This window comes from Clostridium beijerinckii HUN142, assembly GCF_000621745.1.
GTDB classification, from domain to species: domain Bacteria; phylum Bacillota; class Clostridia; order Clostridiales; family Clostridiaceae; genus Clostridium; species Clostridium beijerinckii_A.
In genome coordinates, this window is record NZ_KK211335.1 from 209,250 (window position 1) to 234,545 (window position 25,296).

The following is a 25,296-nucleotide window of genomic DNA, read 5'->3' on the forward strand; positions in this document are numbered from 1 at the left end:
GCTATGTCAAAAGAACCAAATCAATTGACAGGGGTGCATAAGGCAGCAATATTATTTATAACTCTTGGACCTGAAGCCTCATCGGGGATATTGAAAAAACTACCAGAGGCAGATATACAAAAAATAACTTATGAAATTGCTAATATTACGTCTGTTACACCAGAACAAAGAGAAGAAATATTAAATGAGTTTTATCAGATGAATAAAGCCAGAGATTATATAATTGAAGGTGGCATGGATTATGCCAAAACTTTATTATCAAAAGCGTTAGGAACTCAAAGAGCTGGTGAAATATTAGATAAGGTATCTGAGGCTACAGCTCAATACAGACCTTTCTCAATTGCAAGAAAGGCAGATTCTCATCAATTATTAAATGTAATTATATCAGAGCAGCCTCAAACTATAGCTTTAATTTTATGTTACTTGCAGCCAGATAAAGCGGCACAAGTTATGGCTGAATTACCAGAAGAAACTCAAAGTGAAGTTGCTTATAGAATAGCAACTATGAGCAATACTTCACCAATGGTAATTAAAGAAATTGAATCTGTACTTGAGAGCAAGTTATCTTCAGTAGTAAGAACTGAAATGACGACTTTAGGTGGTGTAGAAACTTTAGTTAGCATATTAAATGCAGTTGATAGAACAACAGAAAAGAATATTACAGAAGGATTAGAAAGAGAAGATGCAGAACTTGCAGATAAAGTTAAGAGTTCAATGTTTGTATTTGAAGATATTATCTCTCTTGATGATGTATCTATCCAAAGAATTCTTAGAGAAGTGGAAGTAGGAGACCTTGCACTTGCACTTAAAGGATGTTCTGATGAGGTGGCAAATTCTATATACAGGAATCAATCTAAGAGAGCCGCAGCTTCATTAAAGGAAGATATGGAATTCTTAGGACCAGTAAGGCTTATGGATGTTGAAAAAGCACAACAAAAGATTGTTTCTGTTATTAGAAGACTAGATGATGCTAATGAAATCATCATTGCAAGAGGTGGAGAAGATGCAATCATCGTATAAATTAATAAAAAAGGACTTTGCAAAGTCCGGAACAAGTAAAGTTATTTCAACAGAGTATGTTAGTAAAAAGGCAGCATCTGAAGAAATAGAAGAGGAAAAAGAGGAAGAAGAAATTGTAGTAAAAGCTCCACAGATTGATCCAGAAGAACTTCTAAAAAGGTATGAAGATATTGGTCAAAGGATAATACAGGATGCTAAAAACGAGAAGCAGATTATTGTTTTAAGGGCACAAATGGATGCCAATGCTTCAGAGAAAAAAGCATATGAAAAAGGATATGCTCAAGGATTAGAAAATGGATATGATGATGGGTATAAGAAAGCTTATGATGAAACAATTGAAAGTGCAAGGGCAGAGGCGGCAGAAATTGTTAATAAAGCAGAATCGCTGCTGAAATCAGCTCATGATAACTATGAAAGATATCTAGAAAATAAAAAAAATCAGATAGTAAAATTGGCACTAGAAATTGCAGAGAATATTGCAAAAAAAGCATTGAGTAATGATGATTCAATGAATGATATTATTGAAGAAGCTTTTAAAATTTCTAAGGGAGAAGAAAATGTTATTTTAAAGGTAAATTCAATCCATTTTGAAGAATTAAAATCTCAAGTGGAAAGATGGAAGGTATCATATAATATAAAAAATGAAATCTTTGTGATTGCAGATGATTTTATGGAACCAGGAAATGCAGTTTTAGAAAAAAATAGTGGGATGGTAAAAGTAGGCGTAAATATTGGAATGGAACAAATACGAAAAGCAATATTAGGATAATTAGGTGATAATTCATAATTATTGAGATAAGTGAAAAGTTATTGTGAATTGTCCATTGTAAAGGGGTAGTTCTAAATGCTAGATTTAGACGTGGATTTTGATAAACTTATTAAAAAAGCAAGTGATACTTCAACAATATATAGTGAAGGCGTTGTTAAGAAAGTAATAGGGCTTACTATTGAAGTACGGGGCATTAAGGCTTTTGTTGGTGAACTTTGCATAATATATAATGAGAAAAATGTTCCTGTAAATTGTGAAGTTGTTGGATTTAGAGATGAATTTGTAATTCTAATGCCGCTTGATGAGCTCATAGGAATTTCGCCTGGATGTAGAGTTGTACCACAACGTAAGCCGTTAAGTGTAAAATGTTCAGATAAGCTACTTGGTCATATCATAGATGGACTTGGGAATCCTTTAGACTGCGATAGTATATCTATGGATGGAGAAGAGTATCCACTAGAAAATGATGCGCCAGATCCATTAAAGAGAAAAAGAATAAAAGAAATAATGCCAACTGGAGTAAGAGCAATAGATGGTTTCTTAACTTGTGGGGATGGTCAGAGAATTGGTATCTTTGCAGGTAGTGGAGTCGGAAAAAGTACTACACTAGGAATGATAGCAAGAGAGGCAAAAGCTGATGTTAATGTTATTTCACTAATAGGTGAAAGAGGTAGAGAAGTTCTGGAATTTATAGAAAATGATCTAGGGCCAGAAGGCATGAAAAAATCTGTTGTAGTATGTGCTACATCAGATAAGCCAGCATTAATAAGACTTAAAGGAGCATTGACAGCTACAGCTATCGCCGAATATTTCAGAGATAAAGGCAAAAAAGTAATTCTTATGATGGATTCAGTTACTAGATTTGCAATGGCACAGAGAGAAGTTGGACTTGCAATAGGGGAACCTCCAGCTACTAAAGGATATACGCCTTCAGTATTTGCAAAACTACCTAAGCTCATGGAGAGATCTGGAACATCTATAGATGGATCAATAACTGCCTTTTATACTGTGCTTGTTGATGGCGATGATTTTAATGAGCCTATAGCAGATGCTGTTAGAGGAATATTAGATGGTCATATAGTTTTATCAAGAACTTTAGCTCATAAAAATCATTATCCGGCTATTGATATTTTAAATAGTGTCAGTAGACTTATGAACACAATAGCACCTAAAGAACATAAGGAAGCTGCATCTATGGCAAGAGATCTTTTAGCAACTTATAAGGACTCTGAGGATTTAATAAATATAGGAGCTTATGTTAAAGGTAGCAATAAAAAGATTGATATGGCAATCAACTACAATGATGCATTAAATGATTTCCTATGTCAGGGAATTGATGAAAAATCGTCTTTTGAAGGTACACAAAATTCTTTAATATCAATGTTTAGATAAGGGAGGTTCTATTTTGGCTGAGAGATTTAAGTTTGGCTTAGAAAAGCTCCTTGAAATGAGAATGGAAAAAGAAGAAGAAAGCAAAAGATTATTTACTGAAAGTCAGAGAGAGAAAAACAAGATTGAAGAAAAATTAGAAGAACTTAAGGAAAATTATCAAAAATATAACGGCATATCTCCAAATGAGGATGTGGTATATCAGAAATTAAAAAGATACTATATCCAAGGTGTTCAAAGTGGAATAAAATCTACAGAGAAAGATTTAGCTGTCAAAAATCAGGAGATTGAAAATAGAAGAAAAGATTTAACAGTTAAGCAGATGGAGAGAAAAACTGTTCAGACCTTAAAGGAAAAGAAGTATTCTGAATATGTTAAAGAACAGGATAGAATTGAACAAATCAATATTGATGAGTTGGCTCTTTATGCGTATGTGAGAAATCAGAAAAATTAAAAATATTAATCTATGATTTAGAGATAGAGGTGGAGTTAATCTTAATTAAATTTCAATTTATAGAATTGGACTACTTGAAGGGAGGTGAAAATAATGGTTACAGCTACAAAAAATTCAAATAATTCGTCAAACAGCTTAGATAGTATGTTAAAGTCATTTACGTCTAATACAAATTTTGAAAGCAAATCTACTTCGGAAGTTACTAAGACGCTAAATAATTCATACACTTCTAGGAAAGATGATTTTAGAAATGTATTAAAATCAAAAAGTGATTCTAAAGCTGATGAAAAGGATAGATATATATCTTCTGTAAATCAAAGCCAAAATTCAGCTGGCGTTGAGAATACTGATGATACAAATGAATTAAATGAAAAGCTTGAGGAGTTAGAGAAGGAAAGTAAGTCAGCATCGAAGGATAAAATGAAGGACATATTATCAGAACTGCTAAGCTTACTTGCTAAATTAGGGATAAAACAAGATAACATAAATGCCAATGGAGCAATTAATTCTAAATTGGGAGTTGATGGAACTAATAGCACATTATCTAATGGTGGTTTAAATAGTATTATGGAAAAGATAGTTGAGTTACTAAAAAATGATTCCGTAAAGAGTAAGTTAGATGTTAGTTCTTTAAACTTAATGGAAAAACTTTTAGGAAATTTGAATGGTAGTATTAAAGAAAATGCTACAGAATCTACTAAAAGTAATTTAAAAGGAATAATGTCTGAAATATCTGATTTGCTAGAAAATAAGCAGAATGCAGGTAATAAAGTTTTAACACTTGAAGATATGCTAAGCAAAAATTATTCTCAAGACAATGGTGAAAGCGAAGATTCTTCAGCATCAAAAAATAATACTCCGACAGCTTCAAAAGAGGAAAAGTTTTTAAATTCCTTAGTTGATGATAATAAGGATGATTCCTTAAACAAAATTAACTTATTTGCATCTAGAGCTTCAGCAATACAGAATCAAAGTGTAAATAACGCTAGAGGACTTACAATTAATAAAGCTACTTTTGCTGATGATTTAATAAAAGATGTTAAGTTTATGAATACTAATTCACTAAAGGAATTAACTGTTAAAGTAAACCCAGGGAATTTAGGGGAGATAACTATAAAACTTGTTCAAGAGGATGGCTTAATAAAAGCGAACCTAAAAGCTAATTCAAAAGAAACAAGTGCTTTGATTTCACAAAATTTATCAGATATTAAAAAGCAGCTTGGAGAGCAAAACTTGAAAATAGCAGATGTAAATATTGATCTTTATCAAGATGATACTACATTTTTTAGCGATCAAAGTTTTGGTGGACAGCTTTCAGAGGAAGAAAGAAGAAACAATACTAGAAATAGTAATGCAGGAAATAATTTAGCAGCCAGTGAAGAAGATTTAGTGGAGAATATTGAAGCTAATGATAGTAATATAGAATTTTTTGCATAGGAGGTAGAAGTATGAGTACTACATTAAGTCCATTAAATGATTCAACAGTAAATGTTGCGAGTTCAGGGACAACTGATAAAGGAACTAAGATTTTAAAGAAAACGGATAATACTATGGATAAAAATTCATTTTTAAAAATATTATCTGCTCAATTAAGTAATCTGGATCCAACCCAAAATCAAGATTCTAGTGCGTATGTAAGTCAAATGGCTCAATTTGCATCCATGGAACAAATGCAGAATTTAAATACTACTATGTCAGATTCATCGTACCAGCAAATGGTTGGTAGAACAGTAATAACCAATGAAAAAGACGATAATGGCTCATATATACAAGGTTATGTAACTCAAGTGTTAAAAGAATCTGGTGGAACATATTTGAACATGTTAGTTAATGGAAAAGAAGAAAAAGTTGCTGTTGAAAATATAATCGGTACTGTGCAAGCTACTGATTCCAATACTAACGCAAATAGTAGAACTGCTCTTAATTCTGATTTCTTAGCTGCTTCAGCTTTAGCTAATAAACAAGAAAAAGTTGTGATAGCAACTTTAGATGATAATAAGAAGACTGTTTTAATAAAAGGAAAGATTACTGGTGCTTATATTGATATTGTCAGCGGTCCTACTGTAAAGATAAAAGTTGATGTTTTGGACGATAACGGTAAGCCAACAGGACAAACTAAGACTTATGATTATGGAGATATAGTAAGAGCTGGTGATTTGGCGGACGATGATATGAAAGTGAATTTAAATAGCACTACTACTAACGGAAGTACAAGTGAAACAGGTACAAACAGCTCGAGTAACAGTAGTTCTAGTGGTAGCGGAACAACTACTAATTCTAGCTCGACAGGTACTAATACAAATAGTGAAACATCAAATAATGCTACAAGTACTAATACAGGAACAGCAAGTAATACTGGAACTGCAACTAATTCCACAAACACTAATACCGAAGCAGAAAATAATACTGCAAGTGCATCTTCAAATGGCACAATAAATACCCTTTCAAGTGCAACTAGTGATTTGACAGCTACAGAAAATGCAATTTTAGCTAAAATAGCAGGTGTATAAATGAGTTATAGAATTATTAATGGGCAAGCTTATTCTATAGGGAATATTGGGCAATTTGCAAATTCCCAAAAGACTATAGGTAATAATCCTAGTGGCAAACAGAAGGAAGCAAGCTTTCAAGATGTACTGGATGATGTTAAAAATAAAGATCAGAGTTTTAATGTATCAAAACATGCGGCTTCAAGATTAAATGAGATTAATTTTACTAAAGAAGATATGGAACAAATACAAAAGGGGTTTAAAATAGCTCAAGATAAAAATTCTAAAAATACAGTTATGTTATATAAAGATATTGCATTAATTGCTAGTGTTGAAAATAAGACTTTAATAACAGCTGTGGAAAAGGATAGAGCAAAAGATAATATATTTACGAACGTAGATAGCGTAGTAATTTTATAGGCTGGACCTAAAAGGAAGCCTAGGCTTGTTGAACGATAGAGACAAGTTATAATTAAAAAAGATTGGGAGGTATGTTTATGTTAAGATGTATGTATTCTGGGATAAGCGGAATGAAGGTTAACCAAACTAAATTAGACGTTATAGGTAATAATATAGCAAACGTAGGAACAACAGGATTTAAATCTTCAAGTGCAAGATTTAAGGATATGCTTTATCAAAATTCTTCAGAGGCAACAGCACCGACTTCAGTGCTTGGAGGTACAAATGCTAAACAGATAGGACTTGGAGCACAGCTTTCAAGTATTAACAAAGTTATGGGACAAGGTAATGCATTATCAACAGGTAGAAGCCTTGATGTATGTATTGATGGTGATGGATACATGGTAGTATCTAAAGGAGATTTGAATTCGGGAATTGGTGCCAATCAAAGTACTGGTGAACCAGATACAGCAGCTTCTGATGCTACAGGAGAAATTTCAGAAACCTTGTTTACAAGGGATGGAAATCTTACGTTAGATTACCAAGGAAATTTATTAACATCTGATGGACATAGAGTAATGGGATATTATTTAACTAGCTCTACAAATGCTGGTGGAACTGCTAGTGCTAAAAGTTTAGCTTATGATTCAACAAATAATGTTATAAATGCTAACTATGTAAATGCAGATTCTAAAGATTTAACAGTGTCTGATAGTACAATGAGACCTTTGGTTATACCAGATAGTGTTACTATTTCAGGGACACCAGGTGCATCAGGTGCGGTAACACAGCCTGTTAAGAAATTTGAAATCGGAAAAGATGGTGTTATTACAGCTGTATTAGGAGATGGTAAGAGAGCTGCAATTGGTCAAATTGCTATGGCAAGTTTCAAAAATCCAGAAGGATTGACTGATCTTGGTGGTAATATGTGCATAAATTCTTCTAATTCAGGGCCTATAGTTTATAAAACTGGAAAGGTAGCTACTAGCGGATCATCTTCTACAACTACTCCAACAGGCAATCAAGGTGGTTTTGGATCTTTAATTCAAGGAGCACTTGAAGGTTCAAATGTAGATTTAACAGAACAATTTACAGATATGATTACAGCAACTAGAAGTTTCCAAGCTGCCTCAAAGATGGTAACTACAGGAGATGAAATTCTACAAACAATTACTGGGCTTATGAGATAGCTTAGATAATAAAAGATAAATAATATTATATTAAAGCAGGTTGAGTGAAAGCTCAACTTGCAATTAAATATTAGCAGAGTATTTTACTTATCAGTAATATGTTTTATAGTGCACAATTCACAATGCACAGTTGGTAAGTTATAGTATTACTTAAAATCTATATACTTTAAATAATATAGTGAATATAATAATAATTAAGTGTGTATTGTGAACTGTACAGTTTATTATTAAAGGGGTGAGGATTTTATGATAGATGTAACTGGAATGAACCATGAGCACTTCATATTAAATGCAGATCATATTGAAAAAATAGAAGAAGTGCCTGAAACAATAATTACATTAACCAATGGAAGAAAATATATAGTACTTGAAAGCATAGAAGAAGTTAGACAGGCCGTTATAAAATACAAAAACAAAATATTTACTTATAAAATATAATTATAAAATTTTATTAAAATAAAGTGAAACTTAGCTTCAGAGGGAGATTTCCAGGTGCCCCTTGAGGGTGGATTTTCAACTGAAGGTTAGTTGAACTTATCTAGGGTCGTGGCACTGTTGTCTCCCGCTTTAATAGAAGATGGGAATGCTACAGTGGCTAGACATCAGATAAAGCTAATAATAAAAAAGTTAATACTTTAATTGTTGCAAGTGGTAAGGAGTGGTAATAGTGGCTTTAGGAAAAGGTAAGGACAAGGAAAAAGAAAAAGGTGAAAAATCAGGTAAAAGTAGTAAAGGTCTTATGATAGTTTTATTTATTTTAGGATTATTAGTATTGGGATCAGCGGCATTCGGTGGAATGTATTTATTTTTCAAAACCCAAAAAACAGTAGATGCTCAAGAAGTTGTTGTTGAAAATGAGTATATGGATTTAGCTGAATTTACAGTAAATTTAGGTGATGAAGGTGGCAAAAGATTTTTTAAGGGGGAACTTTCTTTAGGTTATGATAAGACTAAAACTAAACTAAAGGATGAATTAACAGCTAATCAAGTAGTTGTAAGAGATGATATTATATTTTTCTTTAAGAGCCAAAAAGCTGATTATTTAAATAATGTAGCGAATAGGGATTCTATAAAAAGACAATTAATTGATTCTATTAATAAGGATTTAACAAAAGGCAAGATTACTGATGTTAGATTTAAAAGCATGATAATTCAGTAGGTAATAGAGATGGATTTTGGATTTTTAGGAATGATTGTACAGCTTATTTTGGCCTTGGGAGTTACTTTAGGATTAATATTTTTAAGTTTTAAGTTAGCAAATTCAAAATTTAATGTTATTAATAGTAATAAATATATTAAGGTTATTGAAAGAGTACAAGTAACAAAAGATAATTCTATATTAATAGTTAAAATCGGAGAAAAAGGATATATAATGACTAGTACTGCAGGCCATATGGAAAAATTATCAGAGTTATCAAAAGAAGAAATTGATAATATTGAAGAAGATAAAAAGAAAGCATCGCAGGAAATGGCAGAATATTATACTAATTTAATATTAAAATCGAAAAAGAACTTTTCTAAGATTACAAAGAATATAAAATCAAAGGAAGAGAAGCATGAAAAATAATAAAAAGAGAATTGCATTTACCTTCATGATGGCTCTTGGGATTATGATATTTTGCACTATAAGTGCATCTGCAGCTCCAAGTAGTACAAGCGTGCCGCAACTAAATATATCTTTTGGAGACGGAAGTAGCACACCGCAGGATTATGTGTCGAGTATTAAAATATTGATATTTTTTACAATACTATCATTATTGCCATCAATAGTGATAATGATGACATCTTTTACTAGAATAGTGGTAGTGTTTTCATTTCTTAAGAGTGCAATGGGAGTACAACAAGCTGTTCCAAATCAAATATTGACAGGGCTTGCTATATTTTTAACTTTATTTATTATGCAACCTGTTTATAATGAGGTAAATACCAAAGCAATACAACCATATTTGGAGAATAAAATAACTCAGGATCAGGCATTTGAAGAGGCATCTAAACCTCTAAAATCATTTATGCTCAAACAAACAAGGGAAAAGGATTTAGAGTTATTTGTTGAAATAGGTGGAGTAGATAAAGAGAATTTAACAAAAGAGAATGTTTCATTTACAACATTAATTCCAGCCTTTGCGATAAGTGAATTAAAGACAGCCTTTCAAATAGGATTTTTAATATATTTACCGTTTTTAGTTATAGACATGGTAGTATCTAGTGTGCTGATGTCTATGGGTATGTTTATGTTACCTCCTACAATGGTATCATTGCCTTTTAAATTGATATTGTTTGTAATGGTAGATGGTTGGTATTTACTGGTGAAATCTTTAATACAGAGTTTTATGTGAGGTGAAATAAGATGACGCAGACAATGCTTAATGCTGTAGTTAAGGATACAATAATAACAGCGGCGAAAGTATCAGCACCTATATTAATAGTAGTTCTAGTGTTGGGGTTAGCTATAAGTATTATACAAGCTACAACTCAAATACAAGAGCAGACATTAACATTTGTTCCTAAGTTAATAGCAGCAGCAATTGTTGGAATATTTTTAGGAAGCTGGATGCTTGAAACAATTATGTCTTTCACAACCAGGATTTTTGATTTGATTTCAAAAGTTATTACATAGGGGGTAGGACAGTATGGTGGATATATCCTACTTTCTTGCATTGTTTCTAATTTTTTTGAGAATAACCTCATATTTTATAGCTGTTCAAATATTTTTTCCAACTGGAACACCTCAAATTATGCAAGGAGTATTTTCACTTATATTATCATTTGGAATTGTAGCAGGGATAGATCATTCTACATTGAGTGCTTTAAATAGTGGCTACATGTTGATGTTTTATGCTATAAGTGAAATAATGTCTGGCTTAATATTGGGATTTATAACCAATTTGATTTTCCAAGTGGTAAAGTTGGCGGGAGAATGGATGGATATCCATGCAGGTTTTTCTATGGTATCAGTGCTAGATCCGACAACTCAGACTACATCGACTTTACTTGGAAATTTATCATATTTTGTTTCTTTAGCTTTCTTTTTTATAGTTGATGGACATCATGTTGTTATAAATATGCTGGTTGAAAGTACAAAGATAGTACCTATTGGTAAAACTATAGTCTATCAGGAAACTTTAATGGGCGTTATGAAAACTATTTTTAGCTATTTTGCTTTAGGCGTTAAAATAGCAATACCAATAGTTTTGATAATAGTTATAACTGATGTATGTTTAGGGTTAATTTCTAGAACAGTACCAACAATTCCAATTATGATTTTTGGGATGCCAATAAAAAATTTATTAGGACTTATTACATATATTATACTGCTTCCGTTAATGTTAAAGTTAATTGGAACAGCTATATACAATCTGCCAAGTATTTTCCGGGAAATAGTTAATTTAATACCGGCAGTACCCTTAGTTTTAATTTTTGCTGGTGATGATAAAACTGAAGAAGCAACTCCTAAGAAAAGATCAGAATCTAGAAATAAAGGACAAATAGCTAGAAGTAAAGATGTATCAGTAGCAATTACAATGGTTATTTGCACGTTATTAATATCATCTTTATGGGGAATGTTAACAAATGGATTTAAAGATGTTCTGATCTATTTTTTGAATTTTCCAATGATAAAAGATTTTGATAATGCAACTATTTCCAATTTAGGAATTACTACTGTTATAAAGATAGGAAGTTATTTATTACCTTTTGCATTACCTATAATGGTTGGAGGAATTATTGCAAGCTTACTGCAAACAGGTTTTCTAATAACTGCTGAACCTTTAAAACCATCCTTTGGAAAATTAAATCCCTTAAATGGATTAAAGAACATGATATCCAAAAGGAGTATGGTGGATTTATCTAAAAATTTAATTATAATAACAATAATATCAATTATTTGTTATAAATACATAGCGGGAAACTACCAAAGTATCCTAGGAATTTCAAATTTATATTTACCTTCTTTAAGCGAAGAAGTTAAAAAATTAGTTGTAGGAATTTTTAAACAGATATGCATTGTATTGGTTATTATTGCAGCAATTGATTATTTTCTACAAGTTAGAATGCATAATAAAGAGATGAGAATGACTAAGCAGGAAATTAAAGATGAGTACAAACAATCTGAAGGAGATCCTAAGCTAAAAGGGAAAATTAAGCAAAGGCAAAGGGAATTAGGAATGAAAAGAATGATGCAATCTGTTGCAGATGCTACAGTTGTAATAACAAATCCTACTCACTTAGCAATTGCTATAAAATATGAAGAAGGAAAAGATATGGAAGCACCTAAAATTGTGGCGAAAGGTGCTGATTATGTAGCATTTAAAATAAAAAGTATTGCGAAAGAAAATGAAGTCCCAGTTATTGAAAATAAGCCTCTTGCAAGGCTTATGTATGATAGGGTAGAAATAGATGACGATATACCGCAAGATTTATATCAAGCTGTAGCAGAAATATTGGTAGTGGTAATGAAACTTAAGAAAAAATAAAATTTAAATGCACAATGTATAATGCACAATTTAGGTTGAAATTCTTACAGAAGCTGTGAATTGTGGATTATGCACTGTGAATTGATCAAAAAGGGAGGTTTGAACTTTGGAGTTTGGCAATAGAAAATTAAGGGTAAAAGATAATCTAGATGTATTAATTGCATTTGGTGTTATAGCTATAGTTCTTATGATAATAATACCTTTGCCTAAACAATTAATCGATTTACTTTTAGCTTTAAATATAACAATTTCTATAATTATAATTTTAATTACAATGTTTACAACGAATGTATTGCAGCTTTCAGTCTTCCCTACATTATTGTTGGTTACAACATTGTTTAGATTAGCACTTAACATATCTTCAACAAGACTTATACTTACAGAAGCAGATGCAGGAACTATTATAACAGCTTTTGGAAACTTTGTTATACGTGGAAATTATGTAGTTGGTATTATAATATTCTTAATTATAGTAGTAATTCAATTTATGGTTATTACTAACGGTGCAGGAAGAGTTGCTGAAGTATCGGCAAGATTTACACTTGATGCAATGCCAGGTAAGCAAATGAGCATTGATGCTGATTTAAATTCGGGAATAATAGATGAGGCTATGGCAAAGAAGAAAAGAAAAGATCTGCAATCAGAAGCAGATTTTTACGGTGCTATGGATGGTGCATCTAAGTTCGTTAAAGGTGATGCGGTAGCAGGTATTGTAATTACTATTATAAACATCGTTGGTGGTATGATAATTGGCGTACTTCAAAAAGATATGACTGCAGCTGCAGCAGCTCAAACATATACGATTTTATCTGTTGGAGATGGTCTTGTGAGCCAAGTTCCAGCACTACTAGTGTCAACAGCTTCAGGTATTTTGGTAACACGTTCAGGTAGTGAAGAAAATTTAGGAAATACACTATCTGCTCAATTGACAGCTTTTCCGGTGGCGACAGGGATTGCAAGTGCAATTATGTTGTTTCTGGGCATTATACCAAGCATGCCTAAAGTTCCATTTTTTGTAGCATCTTTAGCAATGGGGGTATTAACCTACTTACTATATAAAGATGTAGCTGCTAAAGAGATACAGGAATTTGTGTCAGAGGAAGAAGAAATTATTCAAGCGGAGCGTAAAGAGCCGGAAAATGTTATGAATTTAATTTCTGTAGAACCAATGGAAGTTGAAATAGGATATGGACTTATACCTCTTGCTGATGAAGCATCTGGTGGAGATTTACTTCAAAGAATTGCATCTGTTAGAAGGCAATGTGCTATAGAAATGGGGATTGTTGTTCAACCTATAAGAATTAGAGATAATCTCCAATTGAAGACAAATGAGTACATAGTAAAAATTAGAGGAACAATGGTTGTTACTTCTGAATTAATGCCAAGCATGCTCCTTTGTATGGATCCAACAGGAGAAAATTCAGAGATGCCTGGTATAAAGACAATTGAGCCGACTTTTGGACTTCCAGCAGTCTGGATAAATAAAGATCAAAGAGAAGAAGCTGAAATTAAAGGCTTAACTGTAGTTGACCCAACGACAGTAATGGTAACTCACTTAACTGAAACTATAAAGAGTCATTCATATGAATTGCTTGGAAGGCAAGAAGTTAAACTTATTGTTGATAATGCTAAAGAAAAATATAGCGCAGTTGTTGAAGAACTTATACCAGACTTGTTAAGTATTGGTGAACTTCAAAAAGTGCTACAAAATTTACTTAGAGAAAAGGTTCCAATTAAAGACATTGTTACGATAATGGAATCTTTAGCCGATAACGCGAAAAATACTAGGGATTTAGAGGTATTAACTGAGTATGTTAGATTTGCACTAGCTAGGACTATTTGCAACCAAGTTGTTGATGAGAATAGAACAATTACAGTGGTAACTTTAGATCCAAGTATAGAAGAAATGATAGCTAACAACACTCAGAAATCGGTACAAGGATCTTTCCCAACAGTAGATCCAGATACAACTACAAGAATACTTACAGGAATTAAGAATACGGTAGAATCAGTTTATTTTTACAATAATCAACCTCTTATACTTGTTTCGCCAAATATAAGAGCTGTATTTAGAAAGTTAATCGAAATGGTATTTCCTCACATTATGGTAATTTCTTTAAATGAAGTGCCAAATGATGTTCAAATTAATAGTGAAGGAGTCGTAAGAATATAGATGATTATAAAAAAATATCTTGTAGCAAATATGAACGAAGGTTTGACTCGCATTAGATATGAGCTAGGAAAAGATGCTATTATAATAAGCCAGAGAAAGGTTAGAAAGCCAGGTTTAAAAGGCTTATTTTCTAAGAAAGTAATAGAGGTTACAGCAGCTATTGAAAATTTGCAAAGTGATGATAATAATAATTCTAATAAGTATAGCAGTAAGTACGATAAAAAGGATGAAGAATTTCAAAATTCATTAGAAAGCATTAAAAGATTAATGCAGGATGAAGTATCGGCTTCAAAAGATTTAAGAGAAATCAATAAGGCTGATACAATAAGAGATAAGATATTAGAGCATAATGCTAATCTTGAAAAGGAAGAAGCTAATAGTAACAGATATGAAGAAATTATAGATAAGCAGGAAATTAAAAGTAGCATTATAAAAATGGAAAATAGCATTAAAGAGAAAAAAGATACGGATTATATTGATAATGCTAGAAATAATGAGGCAAATATAGAATCGATACATAAAGAAGTAAATGAATTAAAGAGCTTATTAAGCAAAGTTATAAAAAATACTTCCAACGAAGATGTCTCAGTAAACTTTCTAAAGGAAAGATTAAAAAGTTTGGATATTGATGAAGAATTACAAGATGGAGTTATAGAGTCAATAGAGAATATGAATTCTGGTGAAGTTTTAGGGGAAATAGAAGCTTTGAGAGAAGTCTTTGAACGAGATATATTAGTATCTACTAAGAGTTTGAGTGGACGCGTAGTATTAGTAGGTCCAACAGGTGTTGGTAAGACAACTACAATAGCAAAGCTTGCCGGAAGACTTGCACTTATAGAAAAAAAGAAGGTAGGATTAATTACAGTAGATACATATAGAATTGGAGCTATCGAGCAACTAAAAACATATGCGGAAATAATGAATATACCATTTAAAGTTGTAATTACAATGAAGGAAATGGAAGATGCGATTGAAGCGATGAATAACTGTGAGGTTGTTCTTATAGATACTACAGGAAGAAGTAGTAAAAACGCTATGCAAATTTCAGAGCTTAGAGCTTTTGTTCAAAAAGCAAATCCTGATCATGTGAATATGGTAATAAGTGCAACTACTAAAAATAGCGATATAAAATCTATACTTACAGGCTATTCAAGTCTTGAATATGATAATGTTATTATTACTAAACTTGATGAAACTACCGTGTATGGTTCTTTATATAATATCGCTAAATTTGCTAACAAGCCAGTTAGTTTTGTAACTATAGGGCAAAATGTTCCAGATGATATAATGGTACCTACAAAGGAAGAAATTGCTAATTTTATCCTAGGGGGGGAGATTCTATGCTAGATCAGGCTGAATCATTACGAAAATTAATTAACAATGAAGAGCAAGAAATAAAGAAGACAACTACAAAAATTATAACAGTAACATCTGGAAAAGGTGGAGTTGGGAAAAGTAATTTTGTTGTGAACTTGGCAATATTACTTCAAAACAAAGGAAAGAAAGTTTTGGTCTTTGATGCTGATTTAGGAATGGGAAATGATGATGTACTAATGGGATTATATCCCAAGCATAATATATTTGATATTATATTTACTGACTTGGAAATAAAGGATATAATTATAACAGGAACCAATGGAGTTGATTTAATTCCAGCAGGATCAGCCTTGAGCAAGGCTCAAGAATTAGAAGAAGATCAAAAGAAATTATTTATAGAAAAACTTGAAACGTTAGATGAATATGATTATATATTAATGGATACAGGAGCTGGAGTTAATAAAGATGTTTTATCTTTTATAGCTGCTTCTGAAGAGTTAATTATTGTAACTACGCCTGAGCCTACGTCTCTTACAGATGGATATAGTTTGATTAAAGCAACAGATCACTATAATCTTAAGACTAAGGCAAAAATAATTGTAAATAAAGCGTTTACCAAAGAAGAAGGCGAAGAAACCTATAATAAATTCAATAGAGCAGTTACTAAATTTTTAAAGATTGATGTTGAATATTTAGGATGCATTTTAGAAGATAAAAAATTAGTACAGAGTGTTAGACAGCAGAAACCTTTTGTTGTATTATATCCAAATTGTGATGCATCTAAGGATATAGAAAAGATAGCTACAAAACTTTTGGGACAAGAAGCGGATTCATCAGATGGAGCAAAAGGATTATTTAAGAGACTATTTAATATATTTTCATAGGAGGATTTTAAGGTGCTTAATTTTAACTTGAAAGTCAATGATAGAGTGGAAGTAATAATTGGTGAAAAAGCATATAAAGCTCTAATAATGGATGTAGAAGATGACTTTTTAAAAATAAATGTTCCAGTTTGTGATGGGGATTACTTAATGCTCCATACAGGTGAAAAGATCGAAATGAATACTTACCTAAGTGAAAATGGTTGCTTTAATTTTTCGTGTGAAGTAATTTCAAGAGGTAAAGAAGGCAGCATAATATATTATAAAATCTCAACTCCATTTAATATCATAAAAATACAAAGAAGAAACTTTTTTAGAGTTGGATTATTAAATCCAGTTCAATATAAAAAAATTACTGGAATCGATGAAGAAGATATTCCTAAGATACCTTATAAAGATGGATTAATGGTTGATCTTAGTGCTGGCGGGTTGAAACTTAAAATAAATGAAGAAATTACGAAAAAGGATTTACTTTTTATTAGCTTAAAATTAAGCAGAATTGAACTTGAAATTAAGTGCGATATTGTAAGAGTTGAGAATACTCCAGATAAAGAAAAATTATGTGGATTAAGATTTATTGATATTGCACCAGCTCAAAGTGAAAAGATAATTCAGGAGCTTTTTGAGATAATGAGAAGGCAAAGAGCTACTACGTAAATGTGTGAAATTTTGAATAAACTATATATAGAAAACTCTAATATTGTATATTAAGGTATAAAGTTAAAATACAATAAGATGAAAAATATTATAGATTTTTATAATAGATTAAGAGTAAGAATAAAACAACTGTGGATATATATTGAAAAACGAATTTAGGGGGAGGTAATAAGGGTATGCACGCATTAAAAGACGTTGATGGAAAAGAGCAAATAATACAAGAATATATCCCGTTAGTAAAGTATATTGCCTCGAGGGTTATGTTTGGAAAAAACAAATATATGGAATATGAGGATTTAGTTAGTTATGGTATGGTCGGACTTATGGATGCATTAAATAAGTTTGATAATACGAAGGGGATGAAGTTTTCATCATATGCGTCTATAAGAATAAAAGGTGCTATGATAGATGAACTTAGGAAAAATAGGCCCATATCTAAAGGTGCAATGGATAAACTGAATAGATATAATAAAGCAATCGATACATTGCAGTTAGAATTATTAAGAGAACCTACAAATATTGAGATTGCAAAGTACCTTGGAATGTCTATAAGTGAAGTAGCAGAAGTTGAAAATTATATAAATTATATTTCGATGGTATCGCTAGAGAATGTGATTTTTTCGGATGATGAGGATGTAAACCTTATTGGAATTATAGAAGATAAAAATAGTCCAAGTCCTGATACTCATCTACAAGATAAAGAACAATTAGAGATTTTAACAAAGGCAATAGATCTCCTCAAAGAAAAAGACAGAATCGTATTAAATCTTTATTATTATGAGGGATTAACTTTAAAAGAAATAGGAACAGTGCTAAGTGTTTCCGAGTCTAGAGTTTGCCAATTACATAGTAGAGCTATTAGTAGTTTGAGAGAATGCATGAGAAAATTGCATTATATTGATTAAAAACATACTTAACATAAATTTCATTATAAGTTGAACTGAGGTGTTTTATGCCATTAATATTACTGATAATAGGATTCAGTTTAATAATTTATAATTATCGCGCTATCAAAAGAGAAAATAATATAAGCAAAGAAAATGATGGATTAAATATATCATTTCAAAGTGTGTTACAAGATAGTAAAGAGGAATTAAATGATTATAAAATGGAAATAGGACTTTTAAGAAGAGATATTGCAGAAAGTCTAACTGAATTACAGGAAGAAATTATTAAAATAAAAAGTGATTTAAAAGAGCTTAAGAATGGTGAAGAAGGATACGAAAATAAAGAAGATCTAGAAATTGAAGATTTTCTAGATAAATATGATATAGATGACAGTATAAATTATGGCGAAGATAGAGATGATCATAAAAAATCTAAAAGGCTGTACATTGTGGATGATAGTATAATGGATCTAGATGAGGAATATACTGAATCTTTAACAGATACTGATATAGACGAAGAAATTGGAGTGATATCTGAAATTAATTTTTCAGAAAGTGACGATAGTAACAAAACTCAGAGCATAAAAAGACTTTTAAATGCAGGATTAACAGAAGATGAAATATGTCGTGAATTATCTGTGAGTAAGGGGGAAGTACTATTAGTAAAAGGCTTATTCAAAAAATAAAAAACAAATTTATATTTCTCATGGATAGGAAGATCTTATTGGGTATAGGGATAGGATTGGTTTTAGGAGTTATATTTATGTTTGGATATAAATATACTGCTAGTCTTTCGGATAGCCAGATAGAGGAAAAGGCTAGAGCTTTAGGTATGATTTATGAAAGTGAACGTAAATCTATTTTGAAAGGGGACAATTAAAGTGATAAGAGGATTCTATACTTCTGTTTCAGGATTAATAGCACTTCAAAATGATCAGGAAGTATCAACTAATAATATAGCTAATGTTAATAATACAGGATATAAAAAGCGTGAACTTACAAAAAGTAGTTTTGAAGATGTGATGATATCTAACAGACAAAAGCTTGTAGGAGATAAATACGTTAAAAATGATATTGGGAATTTAAATATGGGTGTAAAAGTTAATGATGTTGAAACAGTTTTTACACAAGGAGCGTTTAAATCAACAGATAGCATGACAGATTTTGCTATAGATGGCAGAGGATTTTTTGTAGCTCAAGATGGGAATAAAGAAGTTTACACAAGAGATGGAAATTTCAAAATTAATAATCAGGGATATCTAATAACAAATGATGGATCACAAGTATTGGGAATAAATAATTCTACAGGGGCTAGAGAACCAATATATGTTGGTGATTCAAAGTTTTCAATAGATGGCGAAAATAATATTAATATCGAGGGAGTTGGAGCTGCAGATAAGTTATTAACAGCAGACTTTCAAAATTATAATAATTTAGAACCAATAGGTGATAACTATAGTACCATGGATAATCCAATTTATAATGCGAAAGTAAATGTAAGGCAAAACTTTCTTGAAAGTTCGAATGTTGATCCATCAACAGAAATGGTAAAACTTATGGAAATAAAAAGACAGTTTGAAACAAATCAGAAATTTGTTAAGATGCAGGATGAAACTGTGCAAAAGGCTGCAAGTGAATTAGGTCGAGTATAAGGGGGAGAAAATTATGTTTAATATTTTTGCTACAGCAAAGAGTGGAATGAATGCGTATCAAGAGAAGCTAGATTATCTTTCTAATGACCTAGTTAATATCTCAACAACAGGTTATAAGAGTACAGATGTAAACTTTAAAGATTTGTTGACTGAATCACTGGATAGAAGAGGAACACCTCTTGTGGAAAAAAAGGCGATTACTGGAACTGGAGTTAAACTAGGCGTAAATTATGCTGATAATAAACAAGGGAATCTCTTAACAACAGGTCAAAAAACAGATCTTGCTATAGATGGAAAAGGATACTTTGCGCTTTCAAAAGAAGATGGTAGCATAGTATATACTAGAGATGGTAATTTTAAAATAGATTCAAATGGGGCTTTAGTAGACTCAAATGGAACTAAAGTTTATGTTCAATATGAGAATGGATTTTCAGAGGGAAATCCAGCGTTAGACAGAGAGAAGATGTCTATAGATAAAGATGGAGGAATATCCATGGAAGTCAATGGACAAGCAACTAAAATAGGTACCATTTCGGTATTTACAGCTGTAGGTGATAAGAGCTTTATACCTATAGGAAATAGTTATTTTGTTCCAAGCTCAGATGCACAAGTTACATTAAGTAGTAACTATAATATAGAACAAGGTATGTTAGAAGGCTCAAATGTAGATGCAGGAGAAACATTTTCAGATATAGTATTGACACAGAGAGCTTTTCAACTTAGTTCAAAGGCTGTAACTACAGCGGATGATCTTTGGAGTATGATAAATAATATGAGATAATTAAAACAAGAATAATATAGGTTTTAGATAAATTAGATATATGTTTGTTGAAGATGGAAGAGTGAAATCTCTAAATATTTTCAACCCATATATCTAATTTTTTTAGTTTGCAGTAAGTTATTTATAGTATTTGTTTTGTAAACAATACTGTAAATACAATTAACGCTTTACAATAATTAACTTTATAAGTAAAATAAATATGTGTGAATTAAGTAATATACTTGTTCTAATATGTCAATTTATATAAGGCACAATCAAAAAAATAGCAATTTCATTATTTTCATGTGCCTAATGTACTAAAGTAAAACAAAAATTTAGGAGGAATTATTTTGGAAAATGTAGTTTACGTAACTGGACATAAAAATCCTGATTCAGACTCTATTTGTGCTGCATATGGTTACGCAGAGTTTAAAAATAAGACAGGTAATATTCCAGCTATACCTGTGAGATTAGGAAATGTAAATGCAGAAACACAATTTATATTAGATCATTTTGGTGTTAAGGCTCCAAGACTTTTAGAAACAGTTAGATTAAAAGTAGAAGATTTAGATATTGATACAATTGGACCTATAACTTCTAATATTTCTTTAAAAGCAGCATGGAATATAATGAGAGACAATCATTTAAAGTCATTACCTGTAATTGGAAAAGATGGCAGATTAGTAGGAATACTTTCGATTTCAAACTTAACTTCATCATTTATGGATATATGGGATAACAATATATTAGGTAAAAGTAATACATCAATTGAGAATATATTAGATACGCTTTCTGCTACTAGTGTATATATAAATGAGAAGTGTAAGACATTCCAAGGGAAAATTACTGTTACAGCAATGCAGCCAGACAGTTTAAAAGAAATTGTAGATAAAGATGATATTGCCATTGTAGGAGATAGACCAGATGTACAAGAAGCTTTAATTGATATTAATACATCATTAATAATCATTACAGGAGCACATAAGCTTGCTGAAAATTTACTTTCTAAAGCTAAAGAAAAAGGAGTTACTATAATAAGTACACCTCATGATTCTTTTACAGCTTCAAGATTATTAATCCAAAGTATACCTGTAAGTCATGTTATGGCTACTAAAGATTTAATATCATTTTCTAAAGATGATTTAGTTGATGATATCAAAGATATTATGGCTGAAACTAGATATCATAGCTATCCTGTAACTGATGAAGATGGAAGAGTAATAGGAACTGTTTCAAGATATCACCTTATTTCAAAGCATAAGAAAAAGGTTATTCAAGTAGACCATAATGAAAGAGGACAGTCAGTTGATGGATTAGAAGATGCTGAAGTACTTGAAATTATAGATCACCATAGAGTTGCTGATATACAAACAAGTAACCCTATATTCTTTAGAAATGAACCACTAGGAAGTTCTTCAACTATAGTTGGAAAAAGCTTTTTTGAACGTAATATAACACCACCTAAAGAAGTTGCTGGATTATTGTGTGGCGCAATAATCTCAGATACTTTATTGTTCAAGAGTCCAACTTGTACAGAACAAGATAAAGATATATGTCATAAGTTAGCTGAGATAGCTGGCATTTCAAGTTTGGAGGAATTTGCAAAAGAGATGTTTAAAGCTGGAACTTCTTTAAAAGGAAAGACTGTATCTCAAATATTTAATCAAGACTTTAAGCCTTTTAATATGGGAGAATCAAGAGTTGGAGTAGCTCAAGTAAATACAATGGACATCGATGGATTTATGCCATTAAAAGATGAAATGTTAAGTTATATGAAGAGTGAAGCAGATAACAAGGGTTATGCAGTAGTAATGTTACTTTTAACAGATATATTAAAAGAAGGTTCACAAGTGCTAGTTGCTGGTGAAAGACATGATTATGTTGAAAAGACATTTAATATTGAATTAGTAGACTCAATGGCATTTTTACCAGGGGTTCTATCAAGAAAGAAACAGGTAATACCACCGCTTACAAATGTAGTTAACTCAATGAAATAAATAATCTTTAAAAAGAAAAAATCCCTTATGGGGATTTTTTCTTTTTTTTAATGTGAAAAGAACTAATAAGTGCTAACGCACTTTTATTTTTTTTAGGTGAAAATAATTGATAAGTGCTGACGCACTTTTATTTTTAAATGTGCATAACTTTTGTAATGGAAAATATATATATTATATAAAGTTCTATATTTAGGAGGAAAAGTTGTGGTACAGGAAAAAGAGTTGACATCTGGTCTTAGCACTAAGGAAGCGGAAAAGAGGATTAAGAACTTTGGACTTAATGAATTGAAGCACCATAATAAAGCATCAGCATTCAAAATATTTTTATCTCAGTTTAATGACTTCATTGTTTGGGTGTTAATTGCATCTACTATAATTTCCGGAGTAATTGGAGATAAGGCAGATGCCATTACAATACTCATAATAATAGTTATTAATGCAATACTAGGATTTGTCCAAGAATTTAAAACGGAGAAATCTTTAGAGGCACTGAAAGAATTGGCAGCGCCTACGTGTAAAGTTTTGAGGGATTCAAGTATACAGATTATAAATTCTATCTACCTAACAATAGGTGATGTTGTTATTTTGGAGGCTGGAGATAGAATACCTGCTGACGGATTCTTTATAGAAAGTTCATCAGTAGTTGTTGATGAATCACTATTAACAGGTGAATCAGTTGGGGTAAACAAAGAAGCTAATCCATATAAAGCTGATGGTAAAAAGACAAAGAAGAATAACGAAGGATTTATGGGAACTACTGTAGTAAAAGGAAAAGGGTTATTTAAAGTTGATTGTATAGGAATGAACACCGAAATGGGGAAGATTGCAGACTTAATTCAAAATATTGAAGAAGAAAAATCCCCTTTAAATAAAAGGTTAGACTCTCTAGGGAAAGTCTTAGTTGTAATTTGCCTTGTAATATGTGCAATTGTTACTGCAATGGGAATAATAAGAGGAAATGATATAACAGAGATGTTCTTACTTGGCGTTAGTTTAGCAGTTGCTGCAATTCCAGAGGGGCTAGCAGCAATTGTTACTGTTTCACTAGCTCTAGGTGTGTCTAGAATGCTTAAGAAAAATGCACTCGTAAGAAAACTTCCAGCAGTAGAAACACTTGGATGTACATCTGTAATATGTTCCGATAAAACAGGAACTTTAACTCAAAATAAGATGACTGTAAAAGAGGTATACCTAAATGGCAGAATTCATGAACTTGAAAAAGAGAAACTAAGTAATTACACAAAGTTCATGAAAGCTCTTGTATATTGTAATGACTGTAATTATGATTTTACAAAGAAAAAAATGAGTGAAGCACTTCATGGTGATCCAACTGAAACTGCACTAATAAATATGTTTTTTAATGATGTTAATGATTTAGAGGATTTTGTGAATGATGCAGATAGAGTATATGATATACCATTTGATTCAACCAGGAAGATGATGTCTGTTATAATTAAAGAAGGGACTAAGGAAACATGTTACGTTAAGGGAGCTCCTGAAAGAGTAATAGATAGATGTGAATTTATACTAGAGAATAACAAAATAAAACCATTCACATATCAAAAGAAAAAGCAAGTTAGTGATTTTATTACAGCAATGTCATCTAGAGCACTTAGATGTATAGCAGCAGCATATAAGGAAGATAATCTAACAAAAAGTGATAAGCTAGAGCAGAATTTAATTTTTATAGGTATAGCAGGAAGTATTGATCCACCAAGAGAAGAAGCTAGAGATGCAGTTTTAAAATGTAAACTTGCAGGAATAAAACCTATAATGATAACAGGAGATCATCAAAATACTGCACTTGCAATAGCAAAATCTTTGAATATATGTAATACTGCAGAACAAGTAATGACAGGCGATGAGATTGAGGCTATAAGCGATTTAGAATTAGAGGGAAGAATAAAAAAAGTAAGAGTGTTTGCACGGGTATCACCTAACCATAAGTTAAGAATTGTAAGGGCTTTTAAGAAAAAAGGGAACATCGTTGCAATGACAGGCGATGGTGTAAATGATGCACCTGCTATTAAGGAATCAGATATAGGAGTTGCAATGGGAATTTCGGGTACAGATGTAACGAAGGAAGCATCATCTATGATTCTTATGGATGATAATTTCTCAACTATAGTTGCAGCTGTAGAAGAAGGAAGAATAATATATGATAACATAAGAAAGTTTATAAGATACTTACTATCTTGTAACCTTGGAGAGGTATTAACAATGTTTTTGGCAACTTTGTTCTATTTACCTAATCCATTAAGCCCAATACAAATATTACTTGTAAATCTAGCTACTGATGGACTTCCAGCTATAGCACTTGGAGTTGATCCGCCAGAGCAAGATATAATGAGACAATCTCCAAGAGAAAAAAAGGAAAGTATATTTGCAAGAGGATTAGTTGAAAAAATAGTAATAAGAGGAACACTAATAGGATTGTGTACCTTACTATCATTTATGGTAGGAAGATATTACAAGATGAATTTAGAAACATGCAGAACCTTAGCATTATGTACATTAGTTTTATCTCAATTAATACACGTATTTGAATGTAGATCAGAAAGATACTCCATATTCCAAATTAAATTATTTACAAATCCTTATTTAGTTGGAGCAGTTTTAATATCTATATCGCTAATGTGTTCAGTTTTATATGTACCGTTTTTACAAAATATATTTCATACAGTAGCATTATCTCTTAATCAATGGCTTATAGTCCTATTCTTTTCAGGGATAATAGCATTTATTAACAGTGTATATTTATTAATAAAGACAAAATAAAAAAAAGGGCTC

24 protein-coding genes are annotated in these 25,296 nt (G+C 31.4%); all 24 read left to right on the forward strand.

Annotated elements, in window-relative coordinates:
* Nucleotides 1–3: 3 nt before the first annotated feature.
* Nucleotides 4–1,020, forward strand: coding sequence for a flagellar motor switch protein FliG (gene fliG, locus T483_RS0119155; protein WP_026888281.1), 1,017 nt, complete (start codon nt 4–6; stop codon nt 1,018–1,020).
* A complete protein-coding gene (locus tag T483_RS0119160; RefSeq protein WP_026888282.1) occupies nt 1,004–1,789 on the forward strand; it encodes a FliH/SctL family protein in 786 nt (261 codons plus the stop codon). The genes fliG and T483_RS0119160 overlap by 17 nt, the downstream gene beginning before the upstream one ends.
* Before the next feature lie 75 nt (nt 1,790–1,864).
* Complete coding sequence (gene fliI, locus T483_RS0119165; RefSeq protein ID WP_026888283.1) at nt 1,865–3,181, forward strand: flagellar protein export ATPase FliI; 1,317 nt, start codon at nt 1,865–1,867, stop codon at nt 3,179–3,181.
* 13 nt (nt 3,182–3,194) lie between these two features.
* Nucleotides 3,195–3,632 carry a flagellar export protein FliJ gene (gene fliJ / locus T483_RS0119170; protein WP_026888284.1) on the forward strand — a complete coding sequence of 146 codons (438 nt, stop codon included), beginning with the start codon at nt 3,195–3,197 and terminating at the stop codon, nt 3,630–3,632.
* Between the two features lie 93 nt (nt 3,633–3,725).
* The gene (locus T483_RS0119175) at nt 3,726–5,069 is read left to right on the forward strand and encodes a flagellar hook-length control protein FliK (RefSeq protein ID WP_026888285.1); all 1,344 of its coding nucleotides are present in this window, start codon (nt 3,726–3,728) and stop codon (nt 5,067–5,069) included.
* An 11-nt stretch (nt 5,070–5,080) separates the two neighbouring features.
* On the forward strand, nt 5,081–6,142 hold the full coding sequence (locus T483_RS0119180; protein WP_026888286.1) for a flagellar hook capping FlgD N-terminal domain-containing protein: 1,062 nt from the start codon (nt 5,081–5,083) through the stop codon (nt 6,140–6,142).
* Nucleotides 6,143–6,541 carry a TIGR02530 family flagellar biosynthesis protein gene (locus tag T483_RS0119185; protein WP_026888287.1) on the forward strand — a complete coding sequence of 133 codons (399 nt, stop codon included), beginning with the start codon at nt 6,143–6,145 and terminating at the stop codon, nt 6,539–6,541.
* A 77-nt stretch (nt 6,542–6,618) separates the two neighbouring features.
* A complete protein-coding gene (locus T483_RS0119190) occupies nt 6,619–7,710 on the forward strand; it encodes a flagellar hook-basal body complex protein (RefSeq protein WP_026888288.1) in 1,092 nt (363 codons plus the stop codon).
* 246 nt (nt 7,711–7,956) lie between these two features.
* Nucleotides 7,957–8,148, forward strand: coding sequence for a flagellar FlbD family protein (locus T483_RS0119195; RefSeq protein ID WP_026888289.1), 192 nt, complete (start codon nt 7,957–7,959; stop codon nt 8,146–8,148).
* Between the two features lie 229 nt (nt 8,149–8,377).
* Entirely contained in the window at nt 8,378–8,869 is a 492-nt protein-coding gene (locus T483_RS0119200) for a flagellar basal body-associated FliL family protein (RefSeq protein ID WP_026888290.1), read from the forward strand.
* 9 nt (nt 8,870–8,878) lie between these two features.
* Complete coding sequence (locus T483_RS0119205) at nt 8,879–9,277, forward strand: FliO/MopB family protein (RefSeq protein WP_026888291.1); 399 nt, start codon at nt 8,879–8,881, stop codon at nt 9,275–9,277.
* Nucleotides 9,267–10,046: a flagellar type III secretion system pore protein FliP gene (gene fliP, locus T483_RS0119210; protein ID WP_026888292.1), complete on the forward strand. Its 780-nt coding sequence runs from the start codon at nt 9,267–9,269 to the stop codon at nt 10,044–10,046. The genes T483_RS0119205 and fliP overlap by 11 nt, the downstream gene beginning before the upstream one ends.
* Nucleotides 10,047–10,057: 11 nt before the next feature.
* The gene (locus tag T483_RS0119215) at nt 10,058–10,327 is read left to right on the forward strand and encodes a flagellar biosynthetic protein FliQ (RefSeq protein ID WP_026888293.1); all 270 of its coding nucleotides are present in this window, start codon (nt 10,058–10,060) and stop codon (nt 10,325–10,327) included.
* Nucleotides 10,328–10,340: 13 nt separating this feature from the next.
* Nucleotides 10,341–12,182, forward strand: a complete 1,842-nt coding sequence (locus T483_RS0119220) for a fused FliR family export protein/FlhB family type III secretion system protein (protein WP_026888294.1) — start codon at nt 10,341–10,343, stop codon at nt 12,180–12,182.
* 106 nt (nt 12,183–12,288) lie between these two features.
* Nucleotides 12,289–14,355 carry a flagellar biosynthesis protein FlhA gene (gene flhA, locus T483_RS0119225; RefSeq protein WP_026888295.1) on the forward strand — a complete coding sequence of 689 codons (2,067 nt, stop codon included), beginning with the start codon at nt 12,289–12,291 and terminating at the stop codon, nt 14,353–14,355.
* Nucleotides 14,356–15,702: a flagellar biosynthesis protein FlhF gene (gene flhF, locus T483_RS0119230; protein ID WP_026888296.1), complete on the forward strand. Its 1,347-nt coding sequence runs from the start codon at nt 14,356–14,358 to the stop codon at nt 15,700–15,702.
* On the forward strand, nt 15,696–16,556 hold the full coding sequence (locus tag T483_RS0119235) for a MinD/ParA family protein (RefSeq protein WP_026888297.1): 861 nt from the start codon (nt 15,696–15,698) through the stop codon (nt 16,554–16,556). Before flhF ends, T483_RS0119235 begins: the two co-directional genes overlap by 7 nt.
* 12 nt (nt 16,557–16,568) lie before the next feature.
* Nucleotides 16,569–17,210 (forward strand): flagellar brake protein, encoded by a 642-nt coding sequence (locus T483_RS0119240; protein ID WP_026888298.1) that lies wholly within the window; start codon nt 16,569–16,571, stop codon nt 17,208–17,210.
* Nucleotides 17,211–17,386: 176 nt separating this feature from the next.
* Complete coding sequence (locus T483_RS0119245) at nt 17,387–18,115, forward strand: FliA/WhiG family RNA polymerase sigma factor (RefSeq protein ID WP_026888299.1); 729 nt, start codon at nt 17,387–17,389, stop codon at nt 18,113–18,115.
* A 47-nt stretch (nt 18,116–18,162) separates the two neighbouring features.
* Entirely contained in the window at nt 18,163–18,783 is a 621-nt protein-coding gene (locus T483_RS0119250; protein ID WP_026888300.1) for a hypothetical protein, read from the forward strand.
* Nucleotides 18,784–18,978: 195 nt separating this feature from the next.
* A complete protein-coding gene (locus T483_RS0119260) occupies nt 18,979–19,749 on the forward strand; it encodes a flagellar basal-body rod protein FlgG (RefSeq protein ID WP_026888301.1) in 771 nt (256 codons plus the stop codon).
* Between the two features lie 13 nt (nt 19,750–19,762).
* Nucleotides 19,763–20,530, forward strand: a complete 768-nt coding sequence (locus tag T483_RS0119265) for a flagellar basal-body rod protein FlgG (protein ID WP_026888302.1) — start codon at nt 19,763–19,765, stop codon at nt 20,528–20,530.
* A 329-nt stretch (nt 20,531–20,859) separates the two neighbouring features.
* Complete coding sequence (locus tag T483_RS0119270; protein WP_026888303.1) at nt 20,860–22,506, forward strand: putative manganese-dependent inorganic diphosphatase; 1,647 nt, start codon at nt 20,860–20,862, stop codon at nt 22,504–22,506.
* A 204-nt stretch (nt 22,507–22,710) separates the two neighbouring features.
* Complete coding sequence (locus T483_RS0119275) at nt 22,711–25,284, forward strand: calcium-translocating P-type ATPase, SERCA-type (RefSeq protein WP_026888304.1); 2,574 nt, start codon at nt 22,711–22,713, stop codon at nt 25,282–25,284.
* Nucleotides 25,285–25,296: the final 12 nt, after the last annotated feature.